Annotated in this window: 16 protein-coding genes; 10 read left to right on the top strand and 6 right to left on the bottom strand. The window is 35.6% G+C overall.

Annotation, left to right across the window (positions count from 1 at the left end; all coding sequences use genetic code 11):
* Window positions 1-35 precede the first annotated feature (35 nt).
* The 3 genes from BLR86_RS22615 to BLR86_RS22605 all read left to right on the top strand — a co-directional run bounded on the left by BLR86_RS22615 (window position 36) and on the right by BLR86_RS22605 (window position 2,548).
* Window positions 36-989, top strand: a complete 954-nt coding sequence (locus tag BLR86_RS22615) for an ABC transporter ATP-binding protein (protein WP_090767158.1) — start codon at window positions 36-38, stop codon at window positions 987-989.
* The gene (locus tag BLR86_RS22610) at window positions 979-1,917 is read left to right on the top strand and encodes an ABC transporter permease subunit (RefSeq protein ID WP_368086820.1); all 939 of its coding nucleotides are present in this window, start codon (window positions 979-981) and stop codon (window positions 1,915-1,917) included. Before BLR86_RS22615 ends, BLR86_RS22610 begins: the two co-directional genes overlap by 11 nt.
* Window positions 1,918-2,215: 298 nt before the next feature.
* Window positions 2,216-2,548: a DUF3221 domain-containing protein gene (locus BLR86_RS22605; RefSeq protein ID WP_090767151.1), complete on the top strand. Its 333-nt coding sequence runs from the start codon at window positions 2,216-2,218 to the stop codon at window positions 2,546-2,548.
* Window positions 2,549-2,925: 377 nt separating this feature from the next.
* On the opposite strand, the gene BLR86_RS22600 is transcribed toward BLR86_RS22605, so the two are convergent.
* Window positions 2,926-3,324 (bottom strand): hypothetical protein, encoded by a 399-nt coding sequence (locus BLR86_RS22600; protein ID WP_090767148.1) that lies wholly within the window; start codon window positions 3,322-3,324, stop codon window positions 2,926-2,928.
* A gap of 19 nt (window positions 3,325-3,343) precedes the next feature.
* Entirely contained in the window at window positions 3,344-3,940 is a 597-nt protein-coding gene (locus tag BLR86_RS22595) for a type II CAAX endopeptidase family protein (protein WP_217642426.1), read from the bottom strand.
* A gap of 289 nt (window positions 3,941-4,229) precedes the next feature.
* On the opposite strand from BLR86_RS22595, the gene BLR86_RS22590 reads away from it, so the two are divergent.
* The 4 genes from BLR86_RS22590 (at window position 4,230) to BLR86_RS22575 (ending at window position 9,092) form a co-directional block, all read left to right on the top strand.
* On the top strand, window positions 4,230-6,176 hold the full coding sequence (locus BLR86_RS22590; RefSeq protein WP_090767142.1) for a PhoX family protein: 1,947 nt from the start codon (window positions 4,230-4,232) through the stop codon (window positions 6,174-6,176).
* A 435-nt stretch (window positions 6,177-6,611) separates the two neighbouring features.
* On the top strand, window positions 6,612-7,676 hold the full coding sequence (locus BLR86_RS22585; RefSeq protein WP_090767139.1) for a DmpA family aminopeptidase: 1,065 nt from the start codon (window positions 6,612-6,614) through the stop codon (window positions 7,674-7,676).
* A gap of 431 nt (window positions 7,677-8,107) precedes the next feature.
* Window positions 8,108-8,446 (top strand): ASCH domain-containing protein, encoded by a 339-nt coding sequence (locus BLR86_RS22580; RefSeq protein WP_090767136.1) that lies wholly within the window; start codon window positions 8,108-8,110, stop codon window positions 8,444-8,446.
* Between the two features lie 223 nt (window positions 8,447-8,669).
* Complete coding sequence (locus tag BLR86_RS22575) at window positions 8,670-9,092, top strand: VOC family protein (protein WP_090767133.1); 423 nt, start codon at window positions 8,670-8,672, stop codon at window positions 9,090-9,092.
* 627 nt (window positions 9,093-9,719) lie between these two features.
* Here the strand turns inward: BLR86_RS22575 and BLR86_RS22570 are convergent.
* The 3 genes from BLR86_RS22570 to BLR86_RS22560 form a co-directional block, all read right to left on the bottom strand.
* The gene (locus tag BLR86_RS22570; protein WP_090767130.1) at window positions 9,720-9,860 is read right to left on the bottom strand and encodes a YjcZ family sporulation protein; all 141 of its coding nucleotides are present in this window, start codon (window positions 9,858-9,860) and stop codon (window positions 9,720-9,722) included.
* A gap of 565 nt (window positions 9,861-10,425) precedes the next feature.
* Entirely contained in the window at window positions 10,426-10,725 is a 300-nt protein-coding gene (locus BLR86_RS22565) for a hypothetical protein (protein ID WP_090767127.1), read from the bottom strand.
* A gap of 338 nt (window positions 10,726-11,063) precedes the next feature.
* Entirely contained in the window at window positions 11,064-11,873 is an 810-nt protein-coding gene (locus BLR86_RS22560; RefSeq protein WP_254782431.1) for a DUF3888 domain-containing protein, read from the bottom strand.
* 304 nt (window positions 11,874-12,177) lie between these two features.
* Here BLR86_RS22560 and BLR86_RS22555 point away from each other — a divergent pair, with 304 nt between their 5' ends.
* Genes BLR86_RS22555 through BLR86_RS22545 form a run of 3 tightly spaced genes read left to right on the top strand, consistent with a single transcriptional unit; the run spans window position 12,178 to window position 14,125 of the window.
* Window positions 12,178-12,549: a GntR family transcriptional regulator gene (locus BLR86_RS22555; protein ID WP_090767124.1), complete on the top strand. Its 372-nt coding sequence runs from the start codon at window positions 12,178-12,180 to the stop codon at window positions 12,547-12,549.
* Window positions 12,546-13,442, top strand: a complete 897-nt coding sequence (locus tag BLR86_RS22550; protein WP_090767121.1) for an ABC transporter ATP-binding protein — start codon at window positions 12,546-12,548, stop codon at window positions 13,440-13,442. The genes BLR86_RS22555 and BLR86_RS22550 overlap by 4 nt, the downstream gene beginning before the upstream one ends.
* Window positions 13,439-14,125, top strand: coding sequence for a hypothetical protein (locus tag BLR86_RS22545; protein WP_090767119.1), 687 nt, complete (start codon window positions 13,439-13,441; stop codon window positions 14,123-14,125). The genes BLR86_RS22550 and BLR86_RS22545 overlap by 4 nt, the downstream gene beginning before the upstream one ends.
* A gap of 77 nt (window positions 14,126-14,202) precedes the next feature.
* On the opposite strand, the gene BLR86_RS22540 is transcribed toward BLR86_RS22545, so the two are convergent.
* Window positions 14,203-15,393: a coenzyme F420-0:L-glutamate ligase gene (locus tag BLR86_RS22540; RefSeq protein ID WP_090767116.1), complete on the bottom strand. Its 1,191-nt coding sequence runs from the start codon at window positions 15,391-15,393 to the stop codon at window positions 14,203-14,205.
* Window positions 15,394-15,564: the final 171 nt, after the last annotated feature.

Raw genomic sequence — 15,564 nt, 5'->3', positions numbered from 1 at the left:
ATATATGTTTAAAAGATTGAAAAGAGGGAGAATAAATGACAGGAAAAGCACTTGAAATACAATCTTTAACGAAAAAAATTAAGGATAAAGTAATTGTTGATAATGTTAGCCTCTCCGTTGAAAAGGGAGAAATCTTTGGACTGCTCGGCCCTAATGGTGCAGGAAAAACGACCATTATCCGGATGATTGTAAGCTTGATAGGCCGTACACAAGGCAACGTATTCGTGAATGGCTATAATTTGGATACTCAATTTAAAGAATCAATGAGTGAAATTGGTGCGATTGTTGAGAATCCAGAATTCTATAAGTATATGAGCGGTTATAAAAATTTAAGGCACTACGCCAATATGGCAAAAAACAAAATATCAGAGGAACGAATCCAGGAAGTAATTAAGGTTGCAGACCTTGAAGAAGCGATTCATCAAAAAGTGAAAACCTATTCACTTGGGATGCGGCAAAGGCTTGGCGTTGCGCAAGCGCTGCTGCATAGCCCATCACTTCTGATCTTGGATGAGCCGACAAATGGGCTAGATCCTCAAGGGATAAGAGAATTTAGGGAATACTTGCGTTCAATTACAAAAGAGGGAATTTCTGTCCTCGTATCCTCCCATTTATTGTCTGAAATGCAGCTAATGTGTGATCGGTATGCGATTATTGAAAAGGGGAAGCTTATTCATATTTCTTCGATTAATCTGTTAAACGATCAAAATCAGGAAGTACATACGGTCATGTTTGAAGTAAGTAATTTGGAAATGGCTCTCCAGTTACTCAATGAAAACAATCTAGGAGTTGATTTCAAGAAGGTGGACCAGAATCAGTTTTCGGTAATCCTAGATAAGGACTCGATTGCTGCTGCCAATCGGTTGTTGGTTAAGAACAATGTCGATGTATATGCTATTCATACAGTAACAACCACGCTTGAGGACCGGTTCCTGGAATTAACCGGCAAAGGGAGTCAGGAGGTAAAAACGAGTGTTCATGTTAATTAAAAATGAATTAGGAAAGATTTTTGGAAAGAAAGCTAGCTGGATTTATATGCTAATCATCGTAATCGCGGTGGTTCTTGGAGGGATTCTTGAGGATAGAATCGGTGGGGAACCTAACAAAAACTGGCGCGAGGAAACCCAGGCCAGTGTGAACAAACTGCAGCAGGATTTAGAAGCGGCTCCAGAAGAAGAAAAAGAGTGGATGGCTGCCGAACTTAAACGGCAGCAGGGATATCTCGATGAGAATATTAATCCAAATGCAAAGAGTAATTGGCATTTTATGAATATGACTGTGTCTGGTGTCACGATGCTGGTCACGCTTTTTGCTGTTATCGTAAGCAGTGCCAGTGTATCCTCGGAATTTTCCGATGGGACGATAAAACAACTACTAATCAGGCCGCATGAAAGATGGTTCATTCTTTTGTCAAAATATTTATCGGTGATCATCTACTCCTTGCTGTTGCTGATTGTGCTCATTTTTGCAGGTTTCGTTACAGGCTCGATTCTTTTCGACAGCGTGGATTTTAATACTAAATTCTTTGAATACACACTTGAAGGACAGAGAGTAGCAGAGTTGGGACCACAATTTTTCTTGAAGAACGTGTATTACTTGCCAAGTCTTTTGATTCTCATCACGATTTCCTTTATGTTATCTACTTTGTTTAAGAGTCAGGCTCTGGCAGTGGGAATCGGAATTTTTGTTTTATTTTTATCTTCAACATTGGGCGGACTGATAGTGGTTCTCGCCGAAAAGTATACATGGGCCAAATTTTTAATTTTCCCCCATTTGGATCTTACCGTGTATGCACTACAGGACAACATACTTGGGGATGTAACCCTGCCAATCTCCTTACTAACCTTGGGCGTGTACTATATCATTTTCATTGCCCTAACGTTTACAATCTTCCAAAAACGGGATGTTAGTATTTAGATTAATTACATTAGTAAATTAGAGAAAAAAGATGAAATTGATAAAGTAGTAAAAATAATTGGCTGGATTTGTTTTTTTGCAACTGTAATTCTAGAATTAGTGCTAATCCTTTCGTTTCCTGAAATTTTTAATACATATAGTTTTTAGATCAAGAGCGAAGGGCTTTTAAATGATTCAACAATAGAGTGCAAGAGTTAAACAAGGCGATCAATACGATCGTCTTTTTATTTTATTAATTATTTTTTCAATATTATGTTAATATGTGATTGTGAACATATGAATGGAGGAATAATGTGAGATGACAAGGATATTTAAAGCATTAGTAGTCATGGCTTTATTAACCATTATTGGGTGCTCTAATTCAACAGACAGAAGTGAAGAAAAAAACAATGAAATCAAAACGGAAAGTTCCAGTTTTATAGGAAAAATCAAGGAAATTAACGGTAACCGTGCACTTGTTTCTGCTAAAGTATTTGAGGGTAATCCCGAAGGTGATGTGTTTGTTGACCTTTCCGTGAATAGTGATGAAACATTCCGAGTTGGAGACAAGGTAAAAGTAGGATTTGATGGCACCATTAAAGAATCGAATCCAGCTAAAATTAATACTCTTTCTGTTGAATTGGTTGATTGATAAAATAATTCCGTGTTCAATTAACGGGCGTTAGTTCAATAAGTTACAAAAATGGCTCGGTATAGTGAACAGAGCCATTTTTTTTAAGGCTATTTTCGCAAACTTTGTTGTTTTGGAATATGGGTTTAATCAGATTAGGTACTAGTCTGATTCCCATTCCCATGTTTTTTCGTGTTCAACGGTAACCAGAAGGTCCATCTGATTCCCTCTAGCATGATTTTTCCGGTTCAACGGTAATCAGAAGGTCCATCTGATTCCCTCTAGCATGATTTTTCAGGATTTGCGGTAATCAGATGGCTTGTTCATTCCATTAAATTTCGGACATTTATTAAAAGCAACAAACTTTTAGAAAAGAGCCTTTTTTAATTGAAAAATTTCTACTTTTTTTCAATTTTCAACTGTTTGTAATAGTTCTCTACGATTGGATGAATATCTGGGTTTGAATCATAATAGGTTTCACCAATTTTACTTAGTGTGAATTTAAATTCTCTTTCACCATCAAAAAGAGTAATACCATATCGCCACCCATCACGTTTTTCTTGATTATCTTGCGGAGTAAACTCTATATCTTTAATCAAAGTTAGAAATTCCTCGATTTGCTCTTGCGCAGTAATCTCTTTTGAAGCACCAGTCGAACCATCTTGAATGATGATTTTATCTACATTTTCAATTTTTGCATCCTTATAAAATTCCTCTAATGATTGCGTTTTTCCATTAGTACAAGCAGAAACAAAAAATAGACTTAACAACAAGATTAGGAACAAAGATTTTTTCATTAAACCACCTTCAAGAAGTTTATTTGCTCTTTTTTAGACCTTTTTTATTAGGCAAAAATACAAACTTCGCATCAATAATGAAGTGTAGCAAGATAGGAACCCATAAAGAACCTGTTCCCACGAAAAGAAGAAACAATATGGCACCTAGATAGGTAGTTAGCAGCACACCTTTCCACCCTTGATATAGATGAACAATTCCAAAAAACAGACTTGAAATAATACCAATTGCCATGATTGGTAATTCAAATGGAAGATGGCTTAAATAATACAGCATCACACCACGAAAAATGATTTCCTCACAAACTCCTGCCGTAATTGCTATCAAAAGAAAAAACAAACGTTCTCCAAAGGTTGATGGTAATAAAAATTGAATACTCTCATCAGTTAATGCTTCGGAAATTTTCTTTCTTATTGTTTTTGAGAAGCGAATAATCAAAGCAAACATTACAATACTAATACCTGCTCCAAACACAAGTGCCAGTAAAGATTCAGTTTGGAAAGAAAATAAAGGATTTTCAATAGAAAATAAGTCGTTAAAAGTATGTTTAGTCAAGAACCAATAGGCTAAAAATATGATCACCATTACCCATTGGGTAATCATAATTTGTCCGTACATTCTCCACTTATTTATATGGGTACTTTTTATCTTTTTTAAATAAAAATAGTCCCATATTGGATAACCTACAATGATTATTAGTAAAAATAGGGTCAGAAACAGCATTTTTATCACCTCTTATCACCTATTAATTATTAAACCCTAGTCTATTATAACATTATAAATTTTATCTCCTCCTGATGACCACCGCCAAAGTTAAACTCTACAAGAAATTAATAATACATTAATAGAAAATTAACATTGAGATGGTTTAATTGGGTTGTATCAATCACTAAGGAGGAATGTTTAGATGATTAATAAGAAACTTGTGAAAACAGGAGCTACTTTAGCACTTGCTTTAGCTATTACAGTTCCAGCATTATCACCGACAGCAGCGGCCGCTAAGGATAATAGTAAAATAGAATTTGTTAAATTTAATGGAATGAAAGCACCATCTACAATTGATGACATGGTGAAAACATATACAAACGCAACCGTTGATGTGAAATATAGCAATGGAAAAATAAAAACATTTCCTTTGTCTTATAACTACCTTTTTAAATCGGAAGATAAGGTAGCAACAGCTAAAGGGAAAAAAATCCCTGCAGGTACACCGATTGATGTGAACGGAAATCCAATCGTTGATCCAAGTAGTACAGATGGAAAATACTTTGTTTCGGATGCTCCGGATTCAAATAGTTTATTAATGCCAATTGACGGCAAACTTTATATGGTTACACATTATGAATATCAAACCATTGATGCTGCTGGCCAATCAGCATACGGTTTAGTTCCAGCATCTATGTCTTTAACTGAGATGAAACAGGACAAAAAAACAGGTGAACTTAAACCTGTCAATGTTGAAAAAATTGATTTTTCAGCAGTAGATGGACTTTGGATTCCATGTAATGGATCTTTATCACCTTGGAATACCCACTTAGGTTCAGAAGAGTATGAGCCAGATGCTCGACAATTTGCGGATCCTACATCAAAAACAAGAAGTCAAGTTGAAACATTTGCTCACTTCTATTTTGGAGATAAAGCAAAGGCTAATCCTTATTTGTATGGCTACACTCCTGAAATTACAGTAGATAAAAAGGGTAAAGCATCCGTTGTAAAACATTACAGCACAGGACGTTTCTCCCATGAGTTAGCTAAAGTAATGCCTGATAACAAAACTGTATTTTACGGCGATGATGGCGGTAATACAGGAATGTTTATGTATGTAGCCGATAAAGCAAAAAATTTATCAGCGGGTACACTATATGCAGCGAAATTTAAACAAACAGGTACTGAGAATGGTGGTTCAGGAGACTTAGAATGGATTAATTTAGGACATGCAACGAATAAAGAAGTGAAAAAAATTATTGACAGCGGCATTACATTCAATGATATTTTTGAAACTTCTGATGTACCTAAGGAAGGTTTTTCAGCGATTAAGCAATATTCATATGGTAAAACAGAATATCTAAAACTTAAACCTGGTAAAGAAAAAGCAGCGGCCTCCCTTGAAACACGCCGATATGCAGCATTGCTTGGTGCGACTACTGAATTTAACAAAATGGAAGGTGTAGCGCTAAACGAAAAGGATAAAAAAGTATATATTGCTATTTCCGATCAAAGTAAGAGCATGGAAAAAGATTCAACAGGAACAGATCCAGCAGACCATATTCAATTACCAAAAATTAAAGCTGGTGTTACCTATCAATTAGATTTGCAAGGTGGTCAAAAGGATAGCAAAGGAAAAGTTATTAATAGCTCTTATGTAGCACCATCCATGCATGGATTGGTAGTAGGGGAAGACCTTCCTAAAGCTGATGCATATGGAAACACTGCAAATGTAGACAAAGTAGCGAATCCAGATAACTTAAGCTATTCTGAAGCAATGAGAACCCTCTTTATTGGTGAAGATAGCGGCGCTCACACAAATAACTTTGTTTGGGCATATAACGTTGATACAAAAGAATTAGAACGTATTTTATCTGTTCCAGCAGGAGCGGAAGCAACAGGATTATTTGCGGCAGATGACCGCAATGGATTCTCATACATTTTCAGTAATTTCCAACATCCTGGTGATGAAGTAGAGAGTAAGTCAATTACAGCTGTTAACAAAGATGACTTAGTTAAAGCTATTGACGAACAAATTGGTATTAATAAAACAGGTGGTATTGGTTATATCTCTGGTATACCTTCTTTAACAAAATATAATAATGGTAAATATCAAAAAGACTTGGAAATAGATAAAAAGGGAAAATAAGTTTAGGTAAAAACCTAAGTGAACGAACACAAATTTAAGTATCAGCAAGTGATGTAGCAGGATATATATGTGCTTTCAGTAAACCGTACCATAATAGGTGCGGTTTTTTCTTTCATTTTTCCATGGTGTAGGATTTTTATGCGACATTGTATCTCGCATATTTTTACTTTGTTTTTTAATGAGAAATTCTGTAACATTAGGGACTCTTCTAATAGAAAACTAGTAATGCAAAGTACTATGCTAAGATATTTATATAGACGTATGAATTTAAAAGAACAAGAACAAAAGAAAAAAGTTACTTCCATGTTCACAAACCTTATTTAGATTCACCATGGTGAATCTAAATAAGGTTTGTGAAGTTTTTTCATATTTTTTTTGGTTGAGATTCAAACTAATCGGATATATAGAAAATTAGCACTAAAAAGGAGATATACAATGATTGGTCAAAAAAGAATACGAGATTACGGAGTCAAAATAGGGCGTCTGGAACCAGGGCGTATTAATGCGATTACAGATGTAAAAGGAGTGACCGTCGGACATGTGACACTTAGCAATAAAAATATGCAAACAGGAGTCACAGCAATTTTGCCACACCAAGGGAATATATTTAAGGAGAAGCTGATTGCCTCAAGCCATGTTATTAACGGATTCGGAAAAACGATGGGAACGATTCAAATGGCAGAGTTAGGCACTTTGGAAACACCGATACTCCTAACCAATACATTAAATGTTGGTACAGCTGCAGATGCGTTAATTGACTACATGTTAGCTCGAAACCTTGAAATCGGCCGAACTACTGGAACCGTTAATCCCATCGTTGGTGAATGCAATGATATGTTTTTGAATGATATAAGAGAAAAGTTCGTGAAAGATGAGCATATTCTTCAAGCATTGGAAAATACATCATCTGAATGTAAAGAAGGAACTGTTGGTGCTGGTACAGGAATGCTCTGCTACTCCCTGAAAGGGGGTATTGGCACTGCTTCTCGAATCATGGAAATGGATCATGGGAAGTACACAATGGGTGTTTTGGTATTATCCAATTTTGGGATTTTAAGTGATCTTAGGATAAACGGTAAGGCCGTCGGTCAAGAATTGAAGGAAGCAATTATCCAGTCTTATAAAGAAGAGGATAAAGGGTCCATCATGGTTATCGTTGCCACCGATCTACCTGTATCAGAAAGGCAACTGAACAGAATAATAAAACGGTCAGTAACAGGATTATCTAGAACGGGCTCTATCATTACAAATGGAAGTGGCGAGGTCATTATTGGTTTTTCAACAGCAACCAAAATTCCACATGAAAAACCGGAACACTGTCTAGTAATGCATCAGATTCATGAAGAAGATATGGATTTGGCATTTAGAGCGGTAGGAGAAGCAACGGAAGAAGCAGTGTTAAATTCTTTAGTTACCGCCGAGGCAGTAGTTGGTCGAGATGGAAATAAAAGGCCGGCATTTAAAGATTTAATCGAAGAGTTTAACATTTCACTAACATAGATAAAGGTGAAATTCGTTTATTATCAAATACACTTAACTGTGAAAAAACTAGTTTTATTGACAAAATCCTTTATTCATCATGAATAGAGGATTTTTTATTTCTTCCCATGCGAACAGTGCCAGGCACTGTTCGCAACCAAGAAGGAGAAATCATTTTCTATCACGAATAATAAACTAAAATTAAAAAAGGTGATGAAGTTGAATGAGTAATCGAAACAATAATATCAGTAATCTTACAAGAGAAATTCAAGATACGGACGAAATGAGATGGGGAACCGGGTCAGCAGTGAAGAGTCAAATAATGGAGTAATTTATAATAAATACATACCAAAAAAAGAAGTTCGCTGATGTCCCACTTGCGGTGGTGCAGAGTTAGCACAATAAGCAGTTGATATAATTTAAGCTACAATCAGGTAAAGAGGTGAATCTAAGTGGTGCATCAAATGGGTTTATACGGTGAATATTTTAAAGCTATTAAAGATGGTAAAAAGACAGTTGAGATTCGACTTAACGATGAAAAAAGAAGGAAAATAAAAATTGGTGATGCCATTGAATTTATTAAAGTTCCTGAACAAAATGATACATTACAAGTAAAAGTAACAGGGCTTAGAACGTATGATACATTTCAAGCTATGTATAAAGACATTCCTTTTAAAGACTTTGATTGTGCAGATTGGTCAATGAAAGAAATGATAGAGGGAACATACGAAATTTATACTCCCGAACAAGAAAAGGAATGGGGAACATTGGCTATTACAATAAAATATTAAAGCCGATACTACTTCACTAACGGGTGTGTTTATACATGGTTTTATCGGGAAAAAAGGTGGTTGTGCTTCTATGAATATTAAAGAAATAGATACAACTGTAATTATAGAGGAATTGAAATAGAAGGATTTATTGGCGAGGATAGATTTTGTCCAATTTGTAGTACAAATCAAAAACCTTTAGTTTCAAGATATTAAAATAATGGAATCTCAAAGGAGACAAAAAATGGGCGAGAAATTATTAAGGATAGGAACAACATATATACCAGTAACGAATGTAGACCTTTCTTCTGATTGGTATGTAAATAAATTAGGAGCAGAGTTAAGCTACAAAGATCAAGACAAAGCTATTTTAAACTTTGCCAATCAAAGCATTTTTCTTGTGAAGTCTAATGAAAATCAAAGCTCCAATTTCTTTGATATTTACGGTAATGAGCGTTTTTCGTTAACATTCGAAGTTAATGGATTAAATGCCTTAGAAGCAATACATAAAGACTTTAAGCAAAGTGAAATTAGAGTTGGAGAGATTGAAGACAGAGGACACTCTGGAAGAAATTTTGTTTTTTATGATTTAGATGGTAATAAATTTGATGTGTGGAGTGAACTTAGTCCAATCTTCAAAGAAAAATATCTTATTCCTAATGGATAGTTAAATGAGGCGATGTTTTAATAAATCATCGCCTGTCCATTGTTCGATAACCGGGAAAATTGGGAAAAAATGCACCTAAACTATATGGTGCTTTACTTTAACAGGTGCTGGCCATATGTACAAGGTAAAAGGCAGAGTGAACAAGTGATGATTTAAAGTAAAGGCTCTGTTATTATTCATTGTTGATTTTCGTGTAGAAAAATTTTTAAGCGGAGAATTTCCGGCTAATGTCGATAGTGGAGGCTTAGGGAGCAGATATAAGCGGAGATATTCCGACTAACTGTTCACAATAAGACAAAAGCCATCGTTTTGGAACGTATAACCGGAAAAACTCCGCTTATTTTAAGGGAAATATGGGAATTTCCCGAAATAAACGGAATTTCTCCGCCTATTTTTCAAATTGAGTGAACTCAACATTTTCCTTTAACACAGCCAAAGGAAAATTATTTCCGAAATTAAGGCTTAACCTATTGGGAATTCACATGAATGGATGCATAAGATAGTGTAGCCGAAGCAACATAGCCCCATAACCTAAATTGCATATACGCCTTACCAGGAATTCTCAAATACAAAAAAGCCCTACAAGGGCTTTTTTGTATTTTTATGAAAAGTGTAATTGGCTATTACTTAGAAACAGATCACTGTTCCAACGATGATTAACAGGATAAACAATACAACGATTAATGCAAAACCGCCGCGGAAACCAACGCCGCCGTAGCCGTAGCCACCACAACCACCAAATCCGCCATATCCACCATATCCAAACATTAGATAGCCCTCCTTTATATACTTATTCCTTATAAAATATGCTGAGTAATTAATGTGGGAAGGGCTATTTCACTAGTTTTTATGAGGACAAAACTACGGAATATGAGTAAAGCAGTAGATAGCGAGCCGACTGCTGCTGAAAACAACTTAAATATTTTCTTCTTCAAGTAACTGACTACCTTATTGGTTTTGAAGCATCAATAGGTGAAGGAGAAATTGTAATTGGAAATTGAAGTTTCCTTTTTAATAAGCTGAACAGGTACTATCCTTCATAAGGGGAAAGCCTTTTTTCTTATTCAAGTAACGGATGCGATGCTTCAATTACGAAGGATTGCTTTTTCTTTTTCAAGTAACTGGGAAGGTTAGACGAAGAACATGATGAATATGAGTTTTTCTGTTAAACGTTCTTGGAGCATATAATATCAAAAGAAAAAGAACCCATTATTGAGTTCTTCTTCTAAACAGTTCACCCGTTAGCCACCCATGCAGCAGTTCTTCAACATCTGAGGTTAACGGTGAGATTACATTTCCATGTTAAATTGATTGGAGACCTTATGAAAAATAGCTACTTATTTATAGGGTTAATATCATTATTATTTACATCACGATTATTGGATACTGTATTGTTATCTGCTTCAGCCGTCTCCACGATCTGGTTACCAATAACACCACCTGAAACACCGCCTATAACAGTACCAATTAGTCCATATGGAGCACCTATCATAGCACCCGCAACGGCATCAGTAAAAGTTCCAACTGCTTCACCAAAGTCACTTGTACCTTGATTAGCATTACTTTCAGCCTGGTTGTTTCCAACTTCCCCCACATTTTCATCCAAGTTATTGCGTTCGTTACTGTGATTCATCTATTCACTTCCTCGTTCATTATTTGGGAATATGTTAAATATGAACGCACACCATCCTAAACATATACTACCCAGCTGAAGTAGTTTTACTCATTACATGTATAGGAAGCACGCTTTATCCTCATTAATGCAGCTATAAAGGTATACACCAAGGGCATTGCGTTAAAAAACGAATAGGGATGTTGTAAATGCCTGGTTTGAAGAAGAAGAACGAAAAACTTCCTAGAAGCAATAAATACGATCCTAGTCTATAAAATCACATAGGAAAAGATTACACCTTTTCTTTATGGTTTGAACACAGAAATCAAACCTTCGCCGTATTTATTTTTCCTTTTCATTTAATGTTTAATGATGTGTTGCCAGTGTGGAGGAAGTTCATGTGTTTCAAGATGTTCAAATTTCTTTAATTTAATTTGACCTGGAATTATTGTTGGAGCAATTTCAAAAGTCAATCTGTCTTTCCCTACAGAAATATGGGGTCCCACTACAGGGGTAATTTCTAATGTGATTGAAAAATCAAAGGTGCGGAATCCACCAATTCTTTCTACATTTACAATTTCAATTTGGTAGGGATAGACCAATGGTGAATAAGTTAAATATTCTGAGTAATAGTTGCTCACCGCCTTATCTATTTCCGGACCTAAGAAAAGCATTAGGATATCATGGACCATCATTTCTTTCGTATCTTGGGGAGGCTTTGTATTTTCTTGTTTCCACCCTGTTAGGAGCCAATCAAAGAGCTGGACCGATTTCAACCGAATTTTTTGGTTATTTTGGTCAAGTATGACATCACCATCTGCCAGCGAACAATATTTTGTTTGATTTTGAACATGGCAGTCATAAGCAGGTACTACTGTAGCAACATTACCGTTCTTCATTTTTATTTTTAATAAGGATATCGGAGTTTTTGTATTATCTAATTCCGTTGCTTCTTTTACAGGACTTGATGTGTTAATCCATTCCACTACCTTCCTGATGACGAACTCTTCAATACCATCATTTTCATTAAAAGTACGCGTACCTCCAGAAGTGCGGTTTATTTGAATGGAAGCAACGTCCTCCGATTTTATTGAGACATCCGCCTTTGCTAGTTGAACCGGCAGAAAAACTACAGTATAGACCAGGAATAATATGACTAACCTTTTCATTAATTTTTCACCACCATTACCGTGTCTGAATGCCTTTTATTATTTTCCCTCAATTGAAAATCTTGATGTCTGCCATTCCTTGTTCATTGAGGAAAGATTTCCATAGTTCATATTAAAAGTAATGGGAACTAGCCTTCCCTTTTATTAATAATGATTATGTTAAAACTCCTAGGAACTAGGGGTTTTTTTAATGCAGAAATTTCTTCGTAAAAAATCTTGCAAGTATTTGGTAATTTGTTGACATTATGGTTCTTTTGTTATATGGTTAATTACATAAGTAACTAACCAGTATGGTGGTGAGGATATGAAACAGTTAATTGATGATGGCAGGCCAATTTTTATACAAATTTCCGAACGCGTCGAAGATGACATTATTGAAGGCAGAATTACCGAGGAATCACAGGTTCCATCTACTAATCAATTCGCCGCATTTTACAAAATTAATCCTGCTACGGCTGCGAAAGGCATTAATTTATTGGTGGATGAGGGAATTTTATATAAAAAGCGGGGGATTGGAATGTTTGTTGCGGAAGGAGCTCGAGAAAAGGTCATTTATAAACGGACAGAACAGTTTTTTGAACAGTATATTGTCACGATGATCCATGAGGCAAAGAAACTAGGGATTACAGTTGAACAATTGACAGATATGATTCGGAGAGGGGATGAAAAAGTATGAAAAAGGTAATCGAGGTTAGCCAGCTTGATAAGTTATATGGTGAGTTTAAAGCAATTGATAATATCAGTTTTACGATTGAAGAGAATAAAATTTGCGGTTTACTTGGAAGAAATGGAGCAGGTAAAACAACGTTAATGAAATTAATAACAGCTCAGGTTTTTCCTACTGATGGGGAATTAAAAGTCTTTGGTGAGAATCCCGAAGAAAACAGGAGAGTATTAAGTAAAATTTGCTTCATCAAAGAAAGTCAGAAGTATCCAGATAACTTCAGTGTTCATGATATTTTAAAAGTGTCAAAATCACTATTTTTAAATTGGGATGAGGAGTTTGCACAGTCCCTAATAAAAGATTTCAATTTACCTTTAAAGAAAAAAACAAAAAAATTGTCAAGGGGAATGCAATCTGCAGTTGGAATCGTCATCGGCCTTGCCAGCAGGGCACCGTTAACAATTTTTGATGAACCATATTTAGGACTTGATGCGGTTTCAAGAGGATTATTTTATGACAGATTGATGGAAGATTACTCAGAATATCCACGCACTGTAATCCTTTCCACCCATTTAATTGATGAGGTAAGCAACTTACTTGAGCATATTTTAGTCGTCGACAAAGGTCAAATCATTATTAATGATGAAGCGGAGAATTTACGCGGTACTGCGTTTACGGTAACAGGCCAAACTGGAAAAGTAGAAGCGTTTCTTAGGGGCAAAGAGGTTATTCATCGTGAGCCTTTTGGGGGATTGCTTTCCGCTACAGTCATTCAAAGTAAGAACAACTCTGATAGGAACCTGGCAGCAGCTAGTGGACTTGAAATTTCCCCAGTTTCATTACAGCAATTGGTTGTACATTTAACAAAAGGAAAGTCTACTCAAAAAGGAGCGATTGCCCAATGAATATTCAAAGTGTGTTAAAAATGTATTATAGAGATAAATGGGCATGGTTTTTAATACCAAATATTATTCTCTTTTCAGTATTTCTTCTGAATTTTATCATCAGCCTTTTTATTCCAGGCGATGAAGAATTTTATTCTGGAGGGGGGGTCTCTTATATCATTGTTTATATGCTGGTTTTGGGGATCATTGTCGTAACTCAAACCTTTCCATATGCAATTGGTATGTCAATTAGAAGAACTGACTATTTTCTTGGTACTGTCGTTATGGCCGTCGCTACAAATATATTATACGCAATAATGTTGGTAATCTTATCAGCCATTGAAAGCGCAACAAATGGTTGGGGAGGCCAGTTCCACTACTTTCACTTTCCCTATTTGAATGACGGAACACTTTTGGAACAGTTCACGATCTATATTATCTTATTTATTAATTTTTTCTTTCTTGGATTCTTGATATCCAGCTTAGCTCGCCGCTTTGGCGGTAAAGGTATGCTAATTGCATCAATATCCTCAGTATTGATCTCAAGTGCCATTGTACTGCTTGTAACTTACTATGGGGCTTGGATGGATATTTTTCAATGGTTCGCAAGTCATACTGCTATCGAAATTGCATATTGGCTCATCCTTCCTACTCTTTTATATATATACCTTCCGTATTTGTTATTGAGAAGAGCAACCGTTTAAGTGAAGTATGGAAATGAAAGAGAGTAACACAAAAAACTAGATGCCATATATGGAGGCATCTAGTTTTTTTGAATACTTTATTTTGTATAATTATCAAAATAACCTTGGATATAGATAATAGGTGTACCTTTATCTCCGCTTCCTGAAGTTAAATCTGATAGAGAACCGATAAGATCGGTAAGTTTTCTTGGTGTAGTCCCTTGCGATTCCATTGATCCAACAAGGTCAGATTCTTTATTATTAATAAATTGAGAAATCGCTTGTTTAAGTTCTTCACCCTTTAAATGAGCAAAGTTATTATCAGCGAGATATTTTAATTTTACTTCATTGGGTGTGCCATCAAGACCTGAAGTGTAAGCAGGTGAAACAACTGGATCAGCTAGTTCCCATATTTTACCTACAGGGTCTTTGAACGCTCCATCTCCGTAAATCATCACTTCAACATTTTTTCCAGTCTTTTCTTTAAGCATATGCTGTATTTTATCAACTATAGGTTGGCAATTACGCGGAAAAAGTTTAACACTATCCTCTGTTGCTTTATTTGATCCTAGTAGACCAAAATCTTCATTACATCCGCTGCCATCAACAGACTCCGATAATATGTTATCAAGGCTGTAAATCTTTTCTCCACCATTTGCATTTAATATTCTCTTCGTTCTAAATCGTGTATGTATATCGCAGGTTAGAACATTTTTTGTGTATTCCAAAATGGTTTTTGGATTATTTGAGAAGATTACATCACATTCAACACCGTATTCTTCAACTAACGATTTATAATAATCAATATAATCAACACCAGTAAAAGTATGCTTAATATATCCAAAATAATCACGGAATTGTGTTTCTGTTAATACATCTGTCCAAGGATTAACTCCCTTTTCATCAAGCATGTCAAGATCCACTAAGTGATTACCAACTTCATCAGCTGGATAGCTAAGCATTAAAACAATTTTTTTAGCTCCTTTTGCAATACCACGGAGACAGTTTGCGAAACGATTTCGACTTAAAATAGGGAATATGACTCCAATCGTATCTTCTCCAAATTTTGTATGAATATCTTTAGCAATATGATCGATCGTCGCATAATTACCTTGAGCACGAGCAACGATTGATTCTGTTATCGTAACAATATCTTTATCGTTAATAGTAAAGCCTTCAACTTCTGAAGCCTTTAACACACTATCTACAACGATCTCTTCTATTTTATCCCCTTGATTTATGATTGGGCAACGAAGACCTCTTACAACAGTTCCAACAACTCTTTCCAATATAATCGCTCCTTATAACTACTTACGTTAATTTGAACTACCCCTCCTTATCAAACCTTACGGTCTGATTGAAGAAGGGGATTCCTATGAACACCAAAGTATCCTTCAGTTTTCTTAATAGGCTAGCCCCGCAGTTCCTGCGGTTAGAAGTCTTATTGCTTCATTTCTAAG

The sequence above is a fragment of the Bacillus sp. OK048 genome, assembly GCF_900103525.1.
GTDB lineage: Bacteria > Bacillota > Bacilli > Bacillales > Cytobacillaceae > Neobacillus.
This window is presented reverse-complemented; position numbering and strand designations above follow the sequence as displayed.

Coding starts and splice junctions, on each gene's coding strand:
- BLR86_RS22615 (WP_090767158.1), top strand. CDS start 36: ATGACAGGAAAAGCACTTGAAATACAATCTTTAACGAAAAAAATTAAG.
- BLR86_RS22610 (WP_368086820.1), top strand. CDS start 979: ATGTTAATTAAAAATGAATTAGGAAAGATTTTTGGAAAGAAAGCTAGC.
- BLR86_RS22605 (WP_090767151.1), top strand. CDS start 2,216: ATGACAAGGATATTTAAAGCATTAGTAGTCATGGCTTTATTAACCATT.
- BLR86_RS22600 (WP_090767148.1), bottom strand. CDS start 3,324: ATGAAAAAATCTTTGTTCCTAATCTTGTTGTTAAGTCTATTTTTTGTT.
- BLR86_RS22595 (WP_217642426.1), bottom strand. CDS start 3,940: ATGTACGGACAAATTATGATTACCCAATGGGTAATGGTGATCATATTT.
- BLR86_RS22590 (WP_090767142.1), top strand. CDS start 4,230: ATGATTAATAAGAAACTTGTGAAAACAGGAGCTACTTTAGCACTTGCT.
- BLR86_RS22585 (WP_090767139.1), top strand. CDS start 6,612: ATGATTGGTCAAAAAAGAATACGAGATTACGGAGTCAAAATAGGGCGT.
- BLR86_RS22575 (WP_090767133.1), top strand. CDS start 8,670: ATGGGCGAGAAATTATTAAGGATAGGAACAACATATATACCAGTAACG.
- BLR86_RS22570 (WP_090767130.1), bottom strand. CDS start 9,860: ATGTTTGGATATGGTGGATATGGCGGATTTGGTGGTTGTGGTGGCTAC.
- BLR86_RS22565 (WP_090767127.1), bottom strand. CDS start 10,725: ATGAATCACAGTAACGAACGCAATAACTTGGATGAAAATGTGGGGGAA.
- BLR86_RS22560 (WP_254782431.1), bottom strand. CDS start 11,873: ATGAAAAGGTTAGTCATATTATTCCTGGTCTATACTGTAGTTTTTCTG.
- BLR86_RS22555 (WP_090767124.1), top strand. CDS start 12,178: ATGAAACAGTTAATTGATGATGGCAGGCCAATTTTTATACAAATTTCC.
- BLR86_RS22550 (WP_090767121.1), top strand. CDS start 12,546: ATGAAAAAGGTAATCGAGGTTAGCCAGCTTGATAAGTTATATGGTGAG.
- BLR86_RS22545 (WP_090767119.1), top strand. CDS start 13,439: ATGAATATTCAAAGTGTGTTAAAAATGTATTATAGAGATAAATGGGCA.